This window comes from Shewanella sp. 125m-7, assembly GCF_052977045.1.
The window spans coordinates 39,527-59,296 of the sequence record NZ_JBRILQ010000003.1 but is presented as its reverse complement, the minus strand read 5'-3'; the positions used below and the strand labels follow the sequence as shown (position 1 = coordinate 59,296).

Sequence of the window (19,770 nt, the reverse complement as noted above, 5' to 3'; positions counted from 1 at the left end):
AGATGAAAAAACTAATCACCACGGCCATTATTGGTACTAGTTTGCTACTTGGTGGCTGCCAGAGCGCTTATTACGGTGCAATGGAAAAAGTGGGTTATCACAAGCGCGATATCATGGTTGATCGCGTCGAAGATGCTAAAGAGTCTCAAGAAGAGGCTCAAGAACAGTTTAGCTCAGCGCTTGAAGAGATGCAGGCGCTACTAAACCACGACGGTGGCGACTTAGAGGGTGCTTACAATAAGGCTAAAGACGAGTATGAATCTGCCCAAGATGCCGCAGATGACGTCACCAACCGCATCGATAAGGTAGAAGATGTTGCCGAGGCGCTATTTGACGAATGGCAAACCGAGATTGGTGAGATCAGTAAAGCCAGTCTACGCCGTAACAGCGAGTCAAAGCTCAAAGAGACCCGCCGGTCATACAACAAGCTGCTTAAAAGCATGCGCCGCGCCGAAAGCAAGATGGAGCCAGTGCTGGTCGCGATGAAAGATAACATGCTGTATCTAAAACATAACCTCAATGCCCAAGCCATTGGTGCTATCAAAGGTGAGTTTGCTAGCCTACAGACTGATATTTCAGGCTTAATCAAAGAGATGAACACGTCTATTGACGAGTCGAATAAGTTTATTGCTTCATTAGAAAGCAAATAAGCAGCGACTAAAGTGCGGTTCCTAAGCTTGAACACTTAGGAGCCGAACTTGTGAGCCAACACGACATTTTCCACACTCTAATGCCAAAATTTCGATCTTCCCCACAAGCTACAAACCAATTAAGAACTTCTGCTTTTAAAAAGTTTCACAATAGTATCAATCCTATTTTAACTGATGCTATTTATGAGCTTTATCGAATCCTTAACGCTTGCCCTAGCACTAACCTACAGCGTTAGTCTTATCTATTGGAGTGGCAAGAAATGGGGCGCACTCGCATCGGGCATGCTAGTCGCAGGCGCCATTGCTTCTAGCCTGTATTGGCCATTAATCGCCGCGCTCGCCATTGCCGTTGTTATCACAGGCTTAGTTACAAAATTCCAGCCTCATGTTGCCCACGGCGACATGAGGGCCAATAACTTACGAGATGGTGTACAGCATCTGCTAGCACTTTCAATGCTATTGGTTGGCGTGCAGTTTGCGGTTAATGCTGCACTACTCAAGTCGGGGATCACGCCGTGGCTGATGCGACCTGATGTGGGTGATGCTTTCTTGCCGATTGCCGGTGGTATCGAAATCAAGGCAATTTTAAGCCTAGGTATTTGGGACCAAAACCACCCTGCGGCCGCCGTAATGCTTACGCTTGTATTACTGACAGGCTTATTATGTAAGCGCGCCTTTTGTGGCTGGGCCTGCCCACTTGGATTAGCGGGTGAATATCTCTATAGACTCAGAAAACGTTTTATCAAGCAAGAATTACTCCCACCAGCGTGGATCGACTGGCCGCTGCGTATGATCAAATATCTACTGTTATTGGCTTTGCTATACATCATTGTTGGCATGCCGAGTCAGAGCATTCCGAGCTACCTAAACAGTAATTATCATAAAATTGCCGACCTAAAAATGGCGCTATTCTTTATCACCCCAGGGCTCGTAACCCTTATCTGTTTTGGCTTTATTCTTGGCCTGGCAGCTTGGCGTCGCCAAGGATTTTGCCGCTACATCTGCCCTTATGGGGCGCTGTTAGGCTTACTCAGCTTTTTAAGCCCCTTTAAAATTCGCCGTGATACGAAACACTGTTTAATCGAAACCAAAGGTATGAGTTGCGATAAGTGTAGCCGCGCCTGCCCAGCTAATATCAAGGTGCATAACCAAATCAACATTCGCTCAGATGAGTGCCAAGCCTGTATGCGTTGTATATCGGCTTGCCCTAAAAAAGAGGCACTCAGTTTGAGTACTCGTAACGGTTGGAAACTGTCTGCCCGCGGCTTAACGGTTATGCTGCTAACCATCATGTTTCTATTGCCATTATTCGCTTACCTAGGCGGATTCTGGCACAGCGAGACACAGGTTGAGGCACGTATGTATTTGATTCAACATTTGGATAGGATTGGGCATTGATAGAAGGTGCTAGGTCCTAGGAAAAGCAGGTTCTAGGAAGAGCTAAGACGAACGGCCTGCGGCCTAGAGAACGTGACTCCGTCACTTACGGAGCGCTGCGCTTACGGAAAAATGGAAAAGCTAAGAAGTGCTTTTCTCTTTTGCTGTTCCTAGCAGGGCGCAGCCCGACCTCGCAGCGCAGCGTCCTAGGATCTCGTACCTTCTCTTAAAGCATATTTTTTCAGTAGGCTGGGCTTTAGCCCATCAAGCTTGGTTGATATAAAGAATTTGTCGGCATAAATGCCGACCTACAATGTAAAGCGAAGAAGGTACTAGGAAAAGCAGATCCTAGGAAAGACAAAGACGGTAAAAGCTGGTGCTTTTCTCTTTTGCTTTTCCTAGCAGGGCGCAGCCCGTCCTCGAAGCGCTGCGCCCTAGAATCTCGTACCTTGTTTTAAAGCTAAGATGGGAAAGTATATTTTTTCAGTAGGTTGGGCTTTAGCCCATCAAGCTTGGTTTATATAAAGAATTTGTCGGCATAAATTCCGACCTACAGAAAGCCGAAAAGCTAGAAAAAGCACAGGTGATGCTTTTTCTTTTGCTGTTCCTAGTAGGGCGCAGCCCGTCCTCGAAGCGCAGCGTCCTAGAATCTCGTACCTTGTTTTAAAGCTAAGATGGGAAAGTATATTTTTCAGTAGGCTGGGCTTTAGCCCATCAAGCTTGGTTTATATAAAGAATTTGTCGGCATAAATGCCGACCTACAGAAAGCCGAAAAGCTAACTAAGTGCACAGGTATTGCTTTTTCTTTTGTTGTTCCTAGTAGGGCGCAGCCCGTCCTCGAAGCGCAGCGTCCTAGAACCTAGTACCTTGTTTTAAAGCTAAGATGGGAAAGTATATTTTTTCAGTAGGTTGGGCTTTAGCCCATCAAGCTTGGTTTATATAAAGAATTTGCCGGCATAAATGCCGACCTACAGAAAGCCGAAAAGCTAACTAAGTGCACAGGTATTGCTTTTTCTTTTGTTGTTCCTAGTAGGGCGCAGCCCGTCCTCGAAGCGCAGCGTCCTAGTACCTAGTACCTAGTACCTTGTTTTAAAGCTAAGACGATAAAATATGAGCCCAGAGCTTGCGGTAACGGCTCTGAAAAGAGCCTGTCCATTCATGGACAGGCTCATTAAATTCCACCTATTAATTTATATACGAATAAACTTGAATTAGTTAACTCGCTTAGCCTGCTGCGTAATGATTGGTGATGCTATCGCATCTTGAGCAGCGATTAATTGCAGCTCATAAGCGCCTTGATTAAAGGTTTCTAATAGCACGGCATCGACGGAGGCATTGGTGCGCTCAAATGCCGCTACAGGGCTAAAGCCCGCTTGCAGGTTAGCTAACATCAAGCCACTGATTAAATCACCAACGCCCACAGGTTGTTTCTCAAATTCGTATAAAGGACGCGATACTAGGTAGCTGCCGCCTTTTATCACCAGCAACATCTCAAACTGCTCTTTGCAGGTTGCCGCTTTTGCAAGATGCTTCACTACCACCATCTTAAGGCCTTTGGCTAGCAAACTCTCGCAAGCATCGATCACTTCATCGAGATTATGCAATTCAGTATCGGTAAGCGTTTCCAGCTCTAACAAATTAGGCGCGATAATGTCGGCTTCTGCCAAGGCTTGAGTTTTTAGAAACTCTTGCACACCCGGAGAAACGATGCAGCCCTTTTCTGGGTGACCCATTACCGGATCGCAAAAATAAATCGCATTTGGATTTAATGCTTTCATCTTTTTCACTGCAGCGGCGATTTCAGCACCTTGCTCGGCACTGCCCAAATAACCACTTAGCAGGGCGTCACAGGTTTGTAATTTTCCAATATTATCTAGACCTTGCACTAATTCAGTGATCTGACCCGCGGGCATAATCATCCCGGCCCATCCTTGTGCGTACTGAGTATGGTTAGAGAACTGCACCGTGTTAATTGGCCATACCTCCATACCTAGACGACGCATCGGGAATACGGCACTACTGTTGCCAGCGCAGCCAAATACCACATGGGACTGAATGGATAAGATCCGCTTCATTGATCACTACCTTTAATTTTATTCGCGATTTAATTGGGAATGCTCTATCACTGCTTACTTTGAGCGCTTATTGCAGCACTTTTAGGCAACAGTGTAGATTTTTGTCAATTATAACAACTCGGCTAAATTAGTAATCTCAAACTTAATCAGCCTGTGATCAATTGCACTGATATAGGTACTGATATTAATTATCTAGCTCGCCAATAGTCAGTCTTTCAACCTATATCAGCTGAGTTTAACCATTAAAAAAGCCCTTAATGGTTAATTAAGGGCTTTATCTATTCAGAGCGGTTTAAAAAATTGTTTAAATGGCTACTGAGCTTGATAGAAGTTAACGCGGTTATTACCTTCCGTTGCATCTAACACTGCAAACTGGTTATTCACCAACGTCAATGCTTGTGGGTTATTCAGACCCGCAATATCGTTAGCAGCAACTACGGTATTTGTCGCTAAATCCATGGTAAGCACCTGCTGGGCAGAATGACTTAGCAAGTAAGCTTTATCATTAATAACACTAATACCAGTCACATTAGGATACGCTTTAGCATCGATGCTAATAATGGCTTCACTGTTTAGCTCATAATCTTTGCCGCTTAAACGTGATACCACAAAGTTATTACGCTTAAGATCTGGCAAGGTCACCATTAAATACTCTTGGGTATTCGCGTCCCAACCTACGTTAGCAACGTAGTTGTACTTAGCACGTACCGTAGCGAAACGGCTGCGCTTCAATTCACGCACGCCATCGGTGCCTTCGATGAATCGTCCGTAAGTATCATCAAACTTCACACTTGGGTCGTACTCAACTCGCACAAAACTCTTGTGATCTGCTGTTACTAATACTGAGGTTTCACCGTCAAACGTCACGCCTGCAAGGTTAGATATTTCAGCTGAGAATGCCGCATCAATCTGCACTTTAGCTAGAATTTTAGTCAGCTCAGTATTTAAGAAGTAAACCCAGTTATTACTGGTCACGACTGCAAATAGTTGGCTTTGTGGGTTATAACTGATACCCGTTGCTAACCCAAAGATATCTGCTGGCAACTCGACGCTTTCAAGCACATTAAGTTCTGCGCTCGCTGCCACTTGAGTCGCATCATTTTGCGTCATGGCAGCAAAGTCTGGCTTTTCAATCGAGTAAGCACCGCGCGCTGATAACTTAGACAGTTTTGGCCAGTTAGCCGTTGACCAAATTGTTTTTTCTGAGTCAAACGTCATACGTACAGGGTCGCTTTGACCGATATACGGGAATGGTCCTGTTTGCGTGAAAGCTTGCACGATATTAAAGCCGATAATAACCAAGAATACGTTAACAGTAACTTTGTTTAGCATGCTCCATTCGCTACTATCGCTCTTCTCTACCAGCTTGTCGCCTTGCAGCAACATTAATACGCCAGCAAATAGTAAGATAATGGCAAAGACCACAATCACCCACACATAAGTGTGTACGCCAAAAATAGCAGGGCCAAAACCTTGGCCAATATCACGTAGAATATGCGCCGAGCTATGACGGTAACCCGCCCATAATCCGTATACTGCGGTAATAATTAGCGCGCCAATATACTTTGGCTTTAAGCCATAACGCATAATAAAAATTGCGATAAGCGATACTAGCACCATCGCGGTGCGCTCTTGCCAGCAAAGAATGCATGGGGTGTCACCCATGGCAAAACCTAAAATGATACAGGCAATACCGACCGGTAGAGCGATTAGCGCCAATGCCGCTAATGATACAATTCTGTTTATTGTTAATTCATTCATCATAGTGTTCTCACAAGTTACCGGCAGGAACTAACATGCCCCAAGTAGCGATCAACCAAATACCCATGCTCATTAAAATGCTCAGAGCTAAAAAGATATGTGCCATTTTTTGTTTGTGAGGTTTAAAGGCAACCAAGAAACAAGCAATAAAAATGAGGCAAAAAAGTAAAAATTCCACAACTTTCTCCAATAGAGTCCACTAGAACTCAATTCAAAAATGCGCTTAGCAAGCCATATAGCGGCTCAAAAATGTCTGCATTATTCGCAGCAATACTTTGTAAATTGGCAGTGCAAGTTACTAAAGCTGCGACTAAATTACGGTAAATCTAATTAAAATAATGTGCCGTAACCGCCATACCTCCAAATGAGTATTAGCGCATTCTTATTTTTGCTAACTGGGTTCATTTATCGCTAAATTAGTGAGCACTAGCGCTTGAGACTAACTCACAAGCTAGCGGAGATTCACACTCTAAAACGAGTTGTGAGCCTAGGCTAAAAGCATGAATTAATGGGATTTAAAACATAGATCTGGGTATAGAGTGAGCAATACCACTAAAAACACCAAACCGCAGCCAACAAAAAAGCCCTGAACATTTGCATGTTCAGGGCTTTTAAAATACTTAACCTAATTACAGGTTGAAGCTAAACAAAGCGATTAACGGTTATGACGCTTACGCTCGTTTTCAGTCAAGTAACGCTTACGAACACGAATGTTCAGCGGTGTTACTTCTACTAATTCGTCATCATCGATGAACTCAAGCGCTTGCTCTAGTGTCATTTCGATATGCGGAGTTAGTACCTGTGCTTCATCAGTACCCGATGCGCGCATGTTAGTTAGCTGCTTACCTTTCAAACAGTTAACTGTTAGGTCGTTAGCACGTGCGTGAAGACCAACTACTTGACCTTCGTATACTTCTGATGCGTGTGTAATAAACAGACGACCACGAGCTTGAAGGTTGAACAATGCGAATGTCAGTGCTTTACCAGTAGCGTTAGAGATCAATACACCACGTGCACGTTGACCAATATCACCGCCTTTCACTGGACCGTAATGATCGAATGAATGGTAAATTAGACCTGAACCCGAAGTGGCTGTCATAAAGTCAGTTTGGAAACCGATTAGACCACGGCTAGGGATAACGAAGTCGATACGTACACGACCCTTACCATCTAACTGCATATCTTTCATGTCAGCTTTACGGATACCCAGCTTCTCGATAACAGAACCTTGATGTTGCTCTTCAACGTCAACAGTCAAGTTTTCAAATGGCTCACACATCTCGCCATCGATCTGCTTAACGATAACTTCTGGACGTGAAACAGCTAGCTCGTAACCTTCACGACGCATGTTTTCAATCAAGATTGAAAGGTGAAGCTCACCACGGCCTGATACGCGGAAACGATCTGGGCTGTCAGTTTCTTCAACGCGCAATGCTACGTTGTGTACTAGTTCTTGTTGTAGACGCTCAAGAATGTTACGTGAAGTAACGTACTTACCTTCTTTACCAGCGAACGGAGAAGTGTTCACCTGGAAAGTCATGGTTAGTGTTGGCTCATCTACAGACAATGCAGGCAATGCTTCTACGTTAGTCGTTGCACAAACAGTGTCAGAAATTAGCAATTGGCCAAGACCAGTAATTGCAACGATGTCACCAGCGTTTGCAACTTCAACTTCGTTACGGTCTAGGCCCATGTAACCTAATACTTGACCGACTTTACCGTTACGCTTCTTGCCGTCAGCGCCAATAATAGTCACTTGCTGGTTAGTTCTAACACTACCACGCTTGATGCGACCAATACCGATAACACCCACGTATGAGTTGTAGTCGATTTGCGAAATTTGCATCTGGAAATCACCATCAGCATCAGCATCTGGTGAAGAAACTTTTTCAACGATCGTTTCGAATAGCGGCGTCATGTCAGCGCTAACTTCGTCTGGATCTAATGAAGCAAAACCGTTTAGTGCAGAAGCATAAACGATTGGGAAGTCTAGTTGCTCATCAGTCGCGCCTAGGTTGTCGAACAAGTCAAATACTTGGTCAATAACCCAATCTGGACGTGCGCCTGGACGGTCAATCTTGTTAATAACAACGATTGGCTTTAGGCCTTGAGCGAAAGCTTTCTTAGTCACGAAGCGAGTTTGTGGCATTGGACCATCTACTGCGTCAACTAGTAGTAATACTGAGTCAACCATAGATAGAACACGCTCTACCTCACCACCGAAATCGGCGTGACCAGGGGTATCAACGATGTTGATACGGTAATCGTTCCACTTGATGGCAGTGTTCTTGGCCAGAATCGTGATACCACGTTCCTTTTCAAGATCATTTGAATCCATCACCCGCTCAGTGGCTTCTCCTCGAGACTCAAGGGTTCCTGACTGCGCCAGCAACTTATCAACCAAGGTAGTCTTACCATGGTCAACGTGTGCAATAATGGCGATGTTACGTAAATTCTCTAACACGGCTAAACCTCTTACCATCGGTATAAAATATAGGGGGGGGTTACTGACAACGACTAAAACCAATCTAGTATAGTAGTTGCAATAAAAAGCGTGACATTCTACTCTAGCTCGTCACTATCTCACAGGATTATTTTTGACCAATCGTTAAAAATAACCTATTCGCATTGGTTTTTTTCGCCTTAACGTCCGCTTTTCATACACTTTTTTATACATCCCCCTTATGACACTAATAGTGTCTGTCAGCTTAAAGTCCTCCACTATATTCAACATTTTGGCTGTTTTAGGCGGTTCTTTCTGCTGACAAGCCACTAAAATACGCTCAATATTCCCGCAGTTAAATGACTGTCTTTAATCTCAATAACACTTATCGACATTCGGATGCTATTTCCTTGACTTACACCCTATAAAATTGCTTATGCCTTAGCTATTCTGTGTAACGATTTAAAGCGAGACGCCAACAGTAAATTGCAGGCTAAATTGCGAGCGCACCGTTATAGCGCGTGCACCATATCGATCCGCAGCCCGCACCATAACAGTGCAAAGCTAATATCAATTTCGGCAGCGAAAACCAATTTAACCAAAATTATCAATCGGTTAAGATATTGGCACGAGTCTCGCTTTATGAAAGCCAGAATCGCATTAAGCGCTAAACATTAAAGATAAAACAAAGGGACGACCCTTTACCCTACTCGGAGACTTTAGAATGTCAGCAGAATCAGTTTTACAACAACTAAAAGAATTAGAAGTTAAGTTTGTTGATTTACGTTTTACCGATACGATAGGTAAAGAGCAGCACGTTACAATCCCAACTCACCAAGTAGATGCTGACTTCTTTGAAGACGGTAAAATGTTTGACGGTTCTTCAATCCAAGGTTGGAAAGGTATTAACGAATCAGACATGGTATTGATGCCTGATCCAGCAAGCTTTGTACTTGACCCTTTCACGGCAGAAACCACTGCAAACATCCGTTGTGACATCCTAAACCCAGGCACTATGACGGGTTACAACCGTGACCCACGCTCTATTGCTAAGAAAGCGGAAGACTACCTACGTTCAACGGGTATTGCTGATACTGTATTAGTTGGCCCAGAGCCAGAATTCTTCCTATTTGACGATGTTAAGTTCGGCGCTGACATGTCAGGTTGTTTCTACAAGGTTGACGCTGAAGAAGCGGCTTGGAACTCAGGTACTAGCTATGAAGGCGGCAACAAAGGCCACCGTCCAGGCGTTAAAGGGGGTTATTTCCCAGTTGCACCTGTTGACTCATCACAAGACATCCGTAGTGCTATGTGTTTAGTACTAGAAGAGATGGGCCAAGTTGTTGAAGCGCATCACCATGAAGTAGCAACTGCGGGTCAGAACGAAATCGCAACACGTTTCAACACGCTAACCCTTAAGGCTGACGAAGTTCAGGTACTTAAGTATGTTGTTCATAACGTTGCTCACGCTTACAACAAGACCGCGACATTTATGCCTAAGCCAATCGTTGGTGACAACGGTAGCGGTATGCACGTGCATCAGTCTCTAGCGAAAGACGGCGTTAACCTATTCGCGGGTGACAAGTACGGCGGATTGAGCGAAACAGCTCTATTCTACATCGGTGGTGTCATTAAGCATGCTCGTGCAATCAACGCATTTGCTAACCCATCGACAAACTCGTACAAGCGTCTTGTACCACACTTTGAAGCGCCAGTGATGCTTGCTTACTCTGCAGCTAACCGCAGCGCTTCTATCCGTATCCCAGTGGTACCAAGTGCAAAAGGTCGTCGTATCGAAATCCGTTTTGGTGACCCAGTGGCTAACCCATACTTAGCATTCTCTGCAATGCTAATGGCTGGCCTTGACGGTATCCAGAACAAGATCCACCCAGGTGAAGCGATGGATAAAGATCTATACGATCTTCCAGCAGAAGAAGCGGCTGAAATTCCAACTGTTGCCACTTCACTAGAAAATGCACTTGAGTGTCTAGACGCTGACCGTGAGTTCCTGACTCGTGGCGACGTATTCACTAACGACTTTATCGATTCTTATATCAAACTAAAGTCTGCAGACGTTGAGCGTATCAACCAAACAACTCACCCAGTAGAATTCGAGCTTTACTACAGCTTGTAATCCTCTGAGTTGACTCACTAACCACAAGCAAGTGGTTAGCCTTAAAGCCCTAAACAGTCATGTTTGGGGCTTTTTTATTGCACTTATGTAATCTCGAAAAACAACTAATCATCAAAACGATACATGCTGACTCGGCCATCATGCCCACCAGCCACTAAGGTGTTTCCCTCTATTGCTAGGGTGAAAAATCCCTGAGCCAGCCCATTAATTAACAGCGGTTGCCAGCTATAGCCGTGGTCTGTTGAGATATCGGTCGATAGCTTACCAGTAGCGATACAGGTTTCTTGATAACACACCATAGCGGTGCGTAGCCCAGGTGTAGTACCAGTCGCTTTATGCCAAACATAACCTTTGCTATAGACCATATTGGCAGCATGTTTATCGCGCTGCAGGTAATCGCCTCCCAGCACAAATAGATCATCTAGATGATTAAATGCCAGCGCATAGCCACCGGCAGTTTGAGTATCATCATAAAGCGCGAGTGGGCGCCGACGCCAATGCTTGCCTGAATCGGCGCTGCGGTAGACAGAGCTGCTATAGCCTCCGCTGGTAAACCACGCTCTGCCGCGCTTGCCAACAATTAAGGTATTACCGCTGGCAGCAAAAGCGACCTCTTTATCGAGCATGTTTGGCAACTCACCTTGAGCAACTCGTTGCCAAGTTTTACCGCCATCAGAGGTGCGTAATATGACGTAGCAGCCACCAACAGGATCACCCAGTAATAAGCCATTATTGCGATCCCAAAAAGCGATTGAGTTGAAAAAACCGAGTTCATCTGGATTATCAAACAGCAACTGCCAACTTAGGCCTTGGTTTTCGGTGATGTACAGTTTAGATAAATCCCCTTCACCCGCCCCCATAACAATTGCCGTATTGGCATCGAACACCTCGATATCGCGAAAGTCAGTCAAAGGCTGATCTTTAACTGATACATCTTGCCAGGTGTTACCTTGATCATTGGAAATATAGACACGGTTATCGCTCCCCGTTACCCAAGCGATACCATCTCGTACTGCACTGCCCCTAAAAGATGCATCAGCAGCTAGCGTTTGAACATCCCAATCCATGGCTGAAGCACTGAAACAACATAGGTTAAGTAACAGCATGAATATCTTCATTAAACTTCCTTAAAAGCACATCCTGATGATTACCATCAAGCAATCATCAGTGATAGGTAAGCCCCATTTAGCGCCTAATTTGACTCATTTTTATCGATTAAAATCGCCTTAGCAAAATTAGTAACGCCTAAACAAAGCATTATTAAACAACAATTTAATAACAAATACTACTGGACACTGTCTAAACTATCGCCTAAATTAAAAGTGTGACGAAGATCACCATTCAAGTAATAAGGAACCTACTATGACAAGAACAATAACTCGAGTAGCACTATTAAGTGCAGGACTACTACTTTCTACTACAAGTCTTGCAGGCATGAGCCCAATTACAGAATGTAACGATTGCTCAAGCCTAACGGCACTTAAAGCGGCAGTAGCACAGCAAAGCGATAGTGTTTATGTGGTAGATTTTGTTAATCGCACCGCCAAAAAGTTCGTCACTGACGACAAAGGTGCAACATTGCTCACTAAGCTTTCTATTGGTGAATTGAACCATCTCAATCAAGAATTTAATTACCGCAAAGTGTATTTAAACTCTGTAAAGCCTTAAATTGAAAGTGCATAGCAGACCTTAACCTTAACGCCTGCTATGCACTTTTCAGTGCCTGCTTAATTATCTATGCCCCCTCATGACATCCACCGCTTTAATCATCAACAACTTTTAATCACAGCTAATAGGCGCTCCATATCGGCCATATCATTATAAATATGCGGTGACACACGAATACCTGGGCTACGCAGATCCACGCTCACATTCGCCTGCTGCAATGCCGTTAATATCTGTTGTTGCTTAGCGCCAAAATCTAAAATTAGCGTACCACTTCGCTTTGCCTCAAGCCTTGGAGATACAAACTCCTGCTCAAACTGTTCAGCAACAACATCAATCAACCATTGGTTATGCTCACGAAGCTTATGAGAACCGATATTGGCAAAGTAACCTATGCTATGGGCCGCTATCGCATAGGGGGCTATCGATGGCGTACCGCCCCAAAACTTAAGTGTACTGCTATGATAGCGAAAATCATGGATATCAAATTCGAATGGATTTTCATGGCTAAACCAGCCCACATCTTTGGGTTGGCAATGGTCAATATGCATTGCGTTTATCCATAAATAAGCCGCGCCAGGACCACCACATAACCATTTAACGCTTGAGCCTATTAAGAAGTCAGGCTGTAAAGTCTGTAAGTCGAGCGGCACAATACCTGCTGATTGCGCCACATCAATAAGGCTTAATGCATTATTAGACTTAGCAGCGCTAATAATCTGTTCTAGCGGCGCCAGTTGCCCAGTGTTGGAAAACACATGGCTGACAAACACTAAATCGATATCGGTGCTGATATGCGATAGCCAAACTTCAGCATCAGTTATATCCAGTTCTTTTGGAATAAAACGTAACTCACAGCCCTGTGGCAGGGATTTTTTAAGCGCAAATCCCATACTAGGAAAGTCTACTTCGCTCATAAGTACTACTGCATTTTTATGGCTTAGCTGCTCTAGCGACATCACCAATTTTGTCAGTGCACTAGAGAGGTTCACCTGAGGGCAAAACTCTTCCGCTCGTGCATTAAACAATTTGGCTAAATTGGCAGTAAACTGTTCAATGATCTGTAACCAGTCTTGCCACGGCTCCCTCCCAGACACCTGCCAAGGCGAAAAAAATTGCTTTGAGAACGCTTGCTCGGCATCTTTTAATGGCCGCCCCACCGAATGGTTCAGCAGGTAACTCCCTGGCGCTAAGCAAAAATCATCTTTAAAAGACTGCATATTACTCGGCCTCCAGACTCGCTTTTAGCGTTAAAATGTCATCAAAGCGAGTTCGGATGTCACTGCGTTTAACCGCTGCACGTCTATCACGTAATTTCTCTAATGAGTTGAGTAATACAGCTAAAGGTGGGCCGCTCGCGGTCACTTTTGACATATGTTGCTGCTGCATATTCTTTGAAGGCTGAGCAATATACTTAGTCACCAGCTCATTGTGGTGCTGAATCGCGGTTTCGCCGTGCAAAGTGCACACCTCAAGAAACAACGTAAGATTTTGTTGATACCAAGGCTCATGCCTAAAATGAGTCATGCTTAGTAACTCATCCATAAAGCTAGTACGACGCATACAGTCACGTAAAATACGTTGATCTTCAGGCATCATATACAGAAATTTGTCTACCAACATCTGCGAGTAACCCGGCTCATTGGCCGCGCATAATCCCAGCAGCATATCGATAACGTTAATCCCGGCAAAATCTCCCGCATTAGCGCCGCGATAGACTTGGCTACCGACACGATAAGGTTTGTAATAGGGTCTCACGCAGTAGAAAAAATCATCGGCATCAAGCTGTTGAAACAGGACTCGATTTGACTCAATCACATCCTTCAATGCCTGCTTAGCGGCTACCAGCAGATCGTAAGCAATAGGATGATCTATGCCTAACGGCTGGATTTTTAACAGTGCATCGGCGGCACGCTTGTAAGCTAAAATGCCTTTAGTGTTGTAATCAACAAACAGCTTCTCAGCATCTAAATCGGTAAAGCGTTTATACACACCTTGATGTGCACGGTTATGAGTTGTGAGGTGCGCGGTGGCAAATCTTGGGGTCACGCCAATAGAGGCGCCAATATGCATGGCAAGTGTGGATGCTTCAGTGAGGGGCGAGACGGTTTCTCGTGAAGGCTCGGTAATTTCGTGCCTACGGCATGCCGCCATATACAGGCCAACATTACCAAGCAGATCAAAAGCATGATCAAAGCCTTCGTCAGTATTTCCCTCGACCAGCAAACTGGCTATCAGCTCGCGCCCTTCAGATTCAAGTTGCAGCTTTAAATGCTCGCCAACACCTTCAACATTAGCCCTATCGCTCTGCTCAGTATAAAGAGATTCAAGCTCACTATTGAGTTCAACAAAGCGCGTGCGGATCCAATGATCGAATGCCTGGGTATTTTGCGTCATCTGTTAGTCCTTATTTTTATTTTTTCGATGAGACTGTGCAGTAATCCATAGTCACTTAGCCTAGCAGGATCCCTATGGTGTAAATCGATAAACTGGCGCGAATAGCTTCCATTTAAGGTCGAGATCCCCTATAAAATGGTTAATTGATACCGATTTTCACCACGAAAAATAAAAAGGCCTCCTATGGATAACAAGGACCGCAACATACTCGCCATATTACAACGTCAAGGCCGTATCGCGATTAGCGAGCTCGCTGCCAAGTTAAATATGTCGGATACCCCCTGCCTTCGCCGCGTGAGAAAGCTAGAACAAACGGGTGTGATTAGCGGTTATGCGGCACAAATCGATCCCAAAGAAGTAGGACTCAATGTCATGGTCTACGCCTTTGTCAGATTGAAAGAAAACTCAGATAAACATGCGATCGTGTTCGAAGACAGCATGGAAAATCTAGAGCAAGTCATGGAGTGCTCAGTGGTTACTGGTGCTCATGATTACCTGTTAAAAATCGTTGCCAGCGACCTACTCAGTTATGAAAGCTTCGTAAAAAAATCACTTGGCAGTCTAAATTGTATCGCCGGGATCGAATCTACCGTCGTGTTAAAGCAAAACTTCTCGCGTAATACATTGCCGCTATAGCGGCATTCAACTTGCTCAAAAATATAGAAAGAATAATTCACTAGACGACCGGTCTAATTGTGTTAGGCTGCTTACTATGAAAACAGCTCCTCAACAAACACGTCAGCATATTATCGACTCAGGCTATCGCCTGATTTCGAGCAAAGGCTTTTCTAACGTCGGCCTATCGCAGATCTTAAAATTTGCCGATGTGCCTAAAGGCTCTTTTTACCACTACTTCAAATCCAAAGAGTTGTTTGGTGAAGAGATCATTAACAGCTACTTTAAAACCTACTTAAACACTATCGACAGCCTATTTGCGCCAGAGAATGGCTCAGGCTTAGAGAGATTGATGAGCTACTGGTTACGCTGGCAAAGCACCCAAAGTGATGCCTGCATTGACCAGAAATGCTTAGTGGTCAAGCTCAGTGCCGAAGTTGCCGATCTTTCTGAGTCAATGCGTCTCGCCTTAGACAAAGGCTCGTCGGCGGTGATTGCTCGCCTTGCTGCTTGTATTGAAGCAGGTATTAACGATGCTTCTATCCCGGAAATGAATGCCGCCGATACCGCAGAAACCTTATATCAGATGTGGTTAGGTGCCAGCTTAAGAAACAAATTATCTCGAGATCCAAATGTTATTTCGCGCGTATTGCAGGTGACCAAAGTCCTGTTGGCACATCCAGTCTCGTTATTGAAAGAGTCACATTGAAAGCAACGGTGCTGAAATAGCCAACAAATCTATCTATCCCGCCTATGCTTATGTCTGTTAATGGCGGGTATTTTTTAACTACTCACTAGACGACTGGTCTATTAAATATAAACCACAGACCCATTTCATTACGTCGTTTAATAGGAACCATTATGTACAGTTTCGATTATTACAACCCAACCCACATTAGCTTCGGTAAGGGTAAGATTGCAGAACTGGATAACCTAGTACCACAAGATGCTAAAGTCTTAGTGCTATTTGGTGGCAATAGCGCCAAAAGTACTGGCACACTCGATGAAGTAAAAGCGGCGCTTAAGCAACGTGAGATCGTTGAGTTTGGTGGTATCGAGGCCAATCCAACCTACGAAACCTTGATGCTAGCGGTCGACGTCGTAAAACAGCAAAATATCGACTTCCTCTTAGCTGTTGGTGGTGGTTCGGTTATCGATGGCACCAAGTTTGTTGCGGCGGCTGCGCTATTTGAAGGTGAGCCATGGGACATTCTTTTAAGCTGGGGCGCTAAGGTCACTCAAGCAATGCCATTCGGTACGGTTCTGACCTTGCCAGCCACCGGCTCTGAGATGAACAGCGCCAGCGTGGTTACTCGTAAAGAGTTCCAAGCTAAACTCTCTTTTATGAGCAATCACGTCTTTCCAAAATTTTCAGTATTAGACCCAAGCAAAACCTTCACATTGCCAGAGCGCCAAGTCGCCAACGGCGTTGTCGATGCCTTTATTCACATCACAGAGCAATACCTTAACTACCCGGTTAATGCGCCAGTGCAAGACAGATTCGCCGAAGGCTTGCTACAAACTCTTATCGAATTAGGTCCAAAAGCATTAAGCGAACCTAATGACTTTGATGTGCGCGCTAACCTGATGTGGGTGGCGACCATGGCGCTCAGCGGTGTAATAGGTAAAGGTGTGCCACACGATTGGGCCACACATATGATTGGCCATGAGATCACCGCGCTTTACGGTGTTGACCATGCCCGTACTATCGCGATGATTTTACCGGGTATGCTTGATGTTCGCCGAGAAGCTAAGCAAGAGAAGTTACTGCAATATGCCGATCGCGTTTGGGGAATTAACCAAGGCTCGGTTGATGAAATCATCGATGCGGCGATCAGTAAGACCCGCGACTTTTTTGAAGCTATGGGCATTAATACTCGCCTATCAGACTACGATTTAGACAGTAGCAGTATCGACGCGATCATCAGTAAACTTGAAGCTCACGGCATGACAGCTTTAGGTGAAAAGCAAGATGTCGATCTTGCTATGAGCCGTAAGATCTTAGAGCGCAATCTGTAAAAAGCGTAAATAAACGACTAAGTTAAACAATATCAACACACGATGAGAGACCTCAGCTAGCTGATAGCTATTGCGCTAATCGCCCTTAACTAGCAGCTAGTAAACCAACAGATAAAAAGGACAACAAATATGAACGTATTAATGGTACTGACTTCACACGACAAACTTGGCGACACTGGCCTGAAAACAGGTTTTTGGTTAGAAGAATTTGCCAGTCCTTTTTATCGCTTTAAAGATAACGGTTTTACTGTCACTTTAGCGTCTCCTGCTGGCGGTCAGCCTCCGCTAGATCCAAGTAGTGAACAAGCTGATTTTCAAACGGCAGCAACCAATAGATTCAATCAAGATGAACAGGCGAAGCAGCAACTGGCAACCACTAAAGTGTTAGCTGAGATAAACCAAGCTGATTATGACGCTGTTTTCTATCCAGGTGGTCATGGGCCATTATGGGATCTCACTAACGATACTCACTCTATTGCATTAATAGAAGCCTTCTATCAGGCTAAAAAGCCTGTAGGACTAGTGTGTCATGCACCGGGGGCGCTTAAAAATGTGAAAAACCCCGATGGCACACCTTTAGTTGCAGGCAAACAAGTAACAGGTTTTACTAACGGTGAAGAAGCTGCAGTGCAGCTAACTGATATCGTGCCTTTTCTAGTGGAAGATATGATGATTGAAAATGGCGCGTTATATAGCAAAGGCGATGACTGGAGCAGCTACCTCGCGGTCGATGGCAACTTAATCACAGGCCAAAACCCAGCCTCTTCAGAGGTGGTTGCTGACGAGATTATCAAGCAACTAAAGTAACTCGCTTCTGACTACACTTTGGACTACATAAGTTACGGCGCGTTCATCTTCGCGCCGCTTTCAACCTTCCGCCCAGTACTTCTTAATAGCGCTTATTAATTGTAAGGACCAGCAATGATCACTCTGCATCATTTAAATAAGTCTCGCTCAAAACGTATCATCTGGTTACTTGAGGAGCTCGGACTCGATTATAAAATAAAAGCCTATCAGCGAGATAGCCAGACCTTTTTAGCGCCAGATGAACTCAAAGCCATTCATCCACTAGGCAAGTCACCTGTGATTGAATATCAGCAGCAAGTGATTGCTGAATCAGGCGCGATTACCCAATACCTTATCGATACCCATGCAGCAGGAACGCTCGCACCAGAAAGGGCCAGCCAAGATTATGTTGAGTATCTACAGTGGCTACATTTTGCTGAAAGCTCAGCAATACTGCCTTTATTACTGAGAATGTTTGTCGCCAAAGACGGCTGCCAAACCAACTTTTTAGAAGGCTACGCCGCAGTTGAAACTGACAAAGTGCTTAGCTTCGTTAATCAATCGCTTGAAGGTAAACGTTACCTTGTCGCCGACAAACTGACCGGCGCCGATATTATGATGTCATTTATCGTAGAGCTACTCGAAGCCAGTGGTGAAGCTGAAAAGTACCCGCATATTGCGACTTACGCTAAGCAGCTAAGTCAGCACGCCAATAGCATTAAGGCTGGCGAGATTGAGCAAGATTACGATAGAAGCTAGCTGTTAGCTGTCAAAAGCTAAAAATTGATAATAAATAGAAAAGCAGCCATAAGGCTGCTTTTTACCTAAGCTCATTATTATATTCAGTTTAACGATTCACTTTAGTGCGCCGTCGACTTACGTGACTAACATTAACTTATGTCGCTGGTACTGGCTTATGTAGCAGGCACTGACTTACGGAACTGGTACTAACTTAGTAGCAGGCACTGACTTACGGAACTGGTACTAACTTAGTAGCAGGCACTGACTTACGTAACTGGCACTGGTAACGTTCACCATAATACTGCACGCTGGCTTCGCCTTGATGCTCCCAAAATTCAAAGTTACGTCCCAGGTATTTAGCGCCGCTGCCACTGCGTACATTAGTTGCAAGTAGTTGCTGTTCAGCAAATGTAAATACCGCTGTCACCGGATTTAGTTGAGTGTAAAACACCGCACTGATCTGTGGCTGATTGTCACAGTCAAAAACCACGGCTGCAGGCGCCTCTAACAATCCACCTTGGATCTGTAATTCAATAATCCGGCTTTGATAATTTTGTAATACGCACTCACGTACATCTTGCGCCTTCCAACAATCATTACGACCTTTTATCCAACCTCTTTGCATCGCTTTAGGCTGCTCTGCTGCGGGAATATTAACAACTGCCGCCTTATAAACCTGATCCATCTTCAGATCTAATGCCGCTAACTCGGGATCACTGCAGATTAAGGTTTCAACTTGTCCCTGAGCCATAGCGCAATCAAAAGCCGGAGCAAGATGTTGATGGCCATCAACCGTCGCGGCAGCACTGCTGGCTGCCGCTACCGCTGGAGCTGTTTGAGTCGTTTGAGGCGAACCACATGCAGCCAACAACAGTAGGCTACTCACTAACATCGTTTTTTGCATCTGTTATCCTTATGTTTTGCCTGCAATAATCTAAGCTAATTGATAGCCATCTTACTGCTAAAAACTGGCTATCAACAAGATGCCAATCAAGTGAAATGAGCTTATCACTCAAGAGCGTCAACTTCTGCACGGTACAAAATCACCACAAAGTTCATGATTTTTTATGTTAAAACAGCTAATCTTCGGTATCAAACCCTGTAACA

Annotated in this window: 17 protein-coding genes; 9 read left to right on the top strand and 8 right to left on the bottom strand. The window is 44.6% G+C overall.

Annotated elements, in window-relative coordinates; all coding sequences use genetic code 11:
• Positions 1-2: 2 nt before the first annotated feature.
• Positions 3-650: a DUF2959 domain-containing protein gene (locus ACVBIL_RS02040; RefSeq protein WP_447165325.1), complete on the top strand. Its 648-nt coding sequence runs from the start codon at positions 3-5 to the stop codon at positions 648-650.
• Positions 651-833: 183 nt separating this feature from the next.
• On the top strand, positions 834-2,048 hold the full coding sequence (locus ACVBIL_RS02035) for a 4Fe-4S binding protein (protein ID WP_447165324.1): 1,215 nt from the start codon (positions 834-836) through the stop codon (positions 2,046-2,048).
• A gap of 1,190 nt (positions 2,049-3,238) precedes the next feature.
• Here ACVBIL_RS02035 and pdxY read toward each other — a convergent pair.
• The 4 genes from pdxY to typA all read right to left on the bottom strand — a co-directional run bounded on the left by pdxY (position 3,239) and on the right by typA (position 8,327).
• Positions 3,239-4,102 carry a pyridoxal kinase PdxY gene (gene pdxY, locus ACVBIL_RS02030; protein WP_447165323.1) on the bottom strand — a complete coding sequence of 288 codons (864 nt, stop codon included), beginning with the start codon at positions 4,100-4,102 and terminating at the stop codon, positions 3,239-3,241.
• 312 nt (positions 4,103-4,414) lie between these two features.
• The gene (locus tag ACVBIL_RS02025) at positions 4,415-5,866 is read right to left on the bottom strand and encodes a disulfide bond formation protein B (protein ID WP_447165322.1); all 1,452 of its coding nucleotides are present in this window, start codon (positions 5,864-5,866) and stop codon (positions 4,415-4,417) included.
• Positions 5,867-5,873: 7 nt separating this feature from the next.
• On the bottom strand, positions 5,874-6,041 hold the full coding sequence (locus tag ACVBIL_RS02020; RefSeq protein ID WP_447165321.1) for a hypothetical protein: 168 nt from the start codon (positions 6,039-6,041) through the stop codon (positions 5,874-5,876).
• 477 nt (positions 6,042-6,518) lie between these two features.
• Positions 6,519-8,327 (bottom strand): translational GTPase TypA, encoded by a 1,809-nt coding sequence (gene typA / locus ACVBIL_RS02015; protein WP_447165320.1) that lies wholly within the window; start codon positions 8,325-8,327, stop codon positions 6,519-6,521.
• A 703-nt stretch (positions 8,328-9,030) separates the two neighbouring features.
• On the opposite strand from typA, the gene glnA reads away from it, so the two are divergent.
• Positions 9,031-10,440: a glutamate--ammonia ligase gene (glnA, locus tag ACVBIL_RS02010; RefSeq protein WP_012157107.1), complete on the top strand. Its 1,410-nt coding sequence runs from the start codon at positions 9,031-9,033 to the stop codon at positions 10,438-10,440.
• Positions 10,441-10,544: 104 nt separating this feature from the next.
• On the opposite strand, the gene ACVBIL_RS02005 is transcribed toward glnA, so the two are convergent.
• Entirely contained in the window at positions 10,545-11,558 is a 1,014-nt protein-coding gene (locus ACVBIL_RS02005; RefSeq protein WP_447165319.1) for a WD40/YVTN/BNR-like repeat-containing protein, read from the bottom strand.
• 244 nt (positions 11,559-11,802) lie between these two features.
• Here ACVBIL_RS02005 and ACVBIL_RS02000 point away from each other — a divergent pair, with 244 nt between their 5' ends.
• Positions 11,803-12,108: a hypothetical protein gene (locus ACVBIL_RS02000; RefSeq protein WP_447165318.1), complete on the top strand. Its 306-nt coding sequence runs from the start codon at positions 11,803-11,805 to the stop codon at positions 12,106-12,108.
• Between the two features lie 101 nt (positions 12,109-12,209).
• On the opposite strand, the gene ACVBIL_RS01995 is transcribed toward ACVBIL_RS02000, so the two are convergent.
• Together ACVBIL_RS01995 and ACVBIL_RS01990 are read right to left on the bottom strand one after the other, a co-directional pair.
• The gene (locus tag ACVBIL_RS01995) at positions 12,210-13,325 is read right to left on the bottom strand and encodes an aminotransferase class V-fold PLP-dependent enzyme (RefSeq protein WP_447165317.1); all 1,116 of its coding nucleotides are present in this window, start codon (positions 13,323-13,325) and stop codon (positions 12,210-12,212) included.
• A gap of 1 nt (position 13,326) precedes the next feature.
• Positions 13,327-14,502 (bottom strand): PrnB family protein, encoded by a 1,176-nt coding sequence (locus ACVBIL_RS01990; RefSeq protein ID WP_447165316.1) that lies wholly within the window; start codon positions 14,500-14,502, stop codon positions 13,327-13,329.
• Positions 14,503-14,685: 183 nt separating this feature from the next.
• Between ACVBIL_RS01990 and ACVBIL_RS01985 the strand changes: the two genes are divergently transcribed.
• From ACVBIL_RS01985 to ACVBIL_RS01965, 5 genes are all read left to right on the top strand, one after another.
• Complete coding sequence (locus ACVBIL_RS01985) at positions 14,686-15,138, top strand: Lrp/AsnC family transcriptional regulator (RefSeq protein ID WP_447165315.1); 453 nt, start codon at positions 14,686-14,688, stop codon at positions 15,136-15,138.
• Positions 15,139-15,214: 76 nt separating this feature from the next.
• On the top strand, positions 15,215-15,826 hold the full coding sequence (locus ACVBIL_RS01980) for a TetR/AcrR family transcriptional regulator (protein WP_447165314.1): 612 nt from the start codon (positions 15,215-15,217) through the stop codon (positions 15,824-15,826).
• A gap of 152 nt (positions 15,827-15,978) precedes the next feature.
• Entirely contained in the window at positions 15,979-17,136 is a 1,158-nt protein-coding gene (locus tag ACVBIL_RS01975) for an iron-containing alcohol dehydrogenase (protein ID WP_447165313.1), read from the top strand.
• A gap of 129 nt (positions 17,137-17,265) precedes the next feature.
• A complete protein-coding gene (locus tag ACVBIL_RS01970) occupies positions 17,266-17,943 on the top strand; it encodes a type 1 glutamine amidotransferase domain-containing protein (RefSeq protein ID WP_447165312.1) in 678 nt (225 codons plus the stop codon).
• A gap of 114 nt (positions 17,944-18,057) precedes the next feature.
• Complete coding sequence (locus tag ACVBIL_RS01965) at positions 18,058-18,681, top strand: glutathione S-transferase family protein (RefSeq protein ID WP_447165311.1); 624 nt, start codon at positions 18,058-18,060, stop codon at positions 18,679-18,681.
• Between the two features lie 211 nt (positions 18,682-18,892).
• On the opposite strand, the gene ACVBIL_RS01960 is transcribed toward ACVBIL_RS01965, so the two are convergent.
• Positions 18,893-19,567 (bottom strand): MliC family protein, encoded by a 675-nt coding sequence (locus tag ACVBIL_RS01960; RefSeq protein WP_447165310.1) that lies wholly within the window; start codon positions 19,565-19,567, stop codon positions 18,893-18,895.
• Between the last annotated feature and the right edge of the window lie 203 nt (positions 19,568-19,770).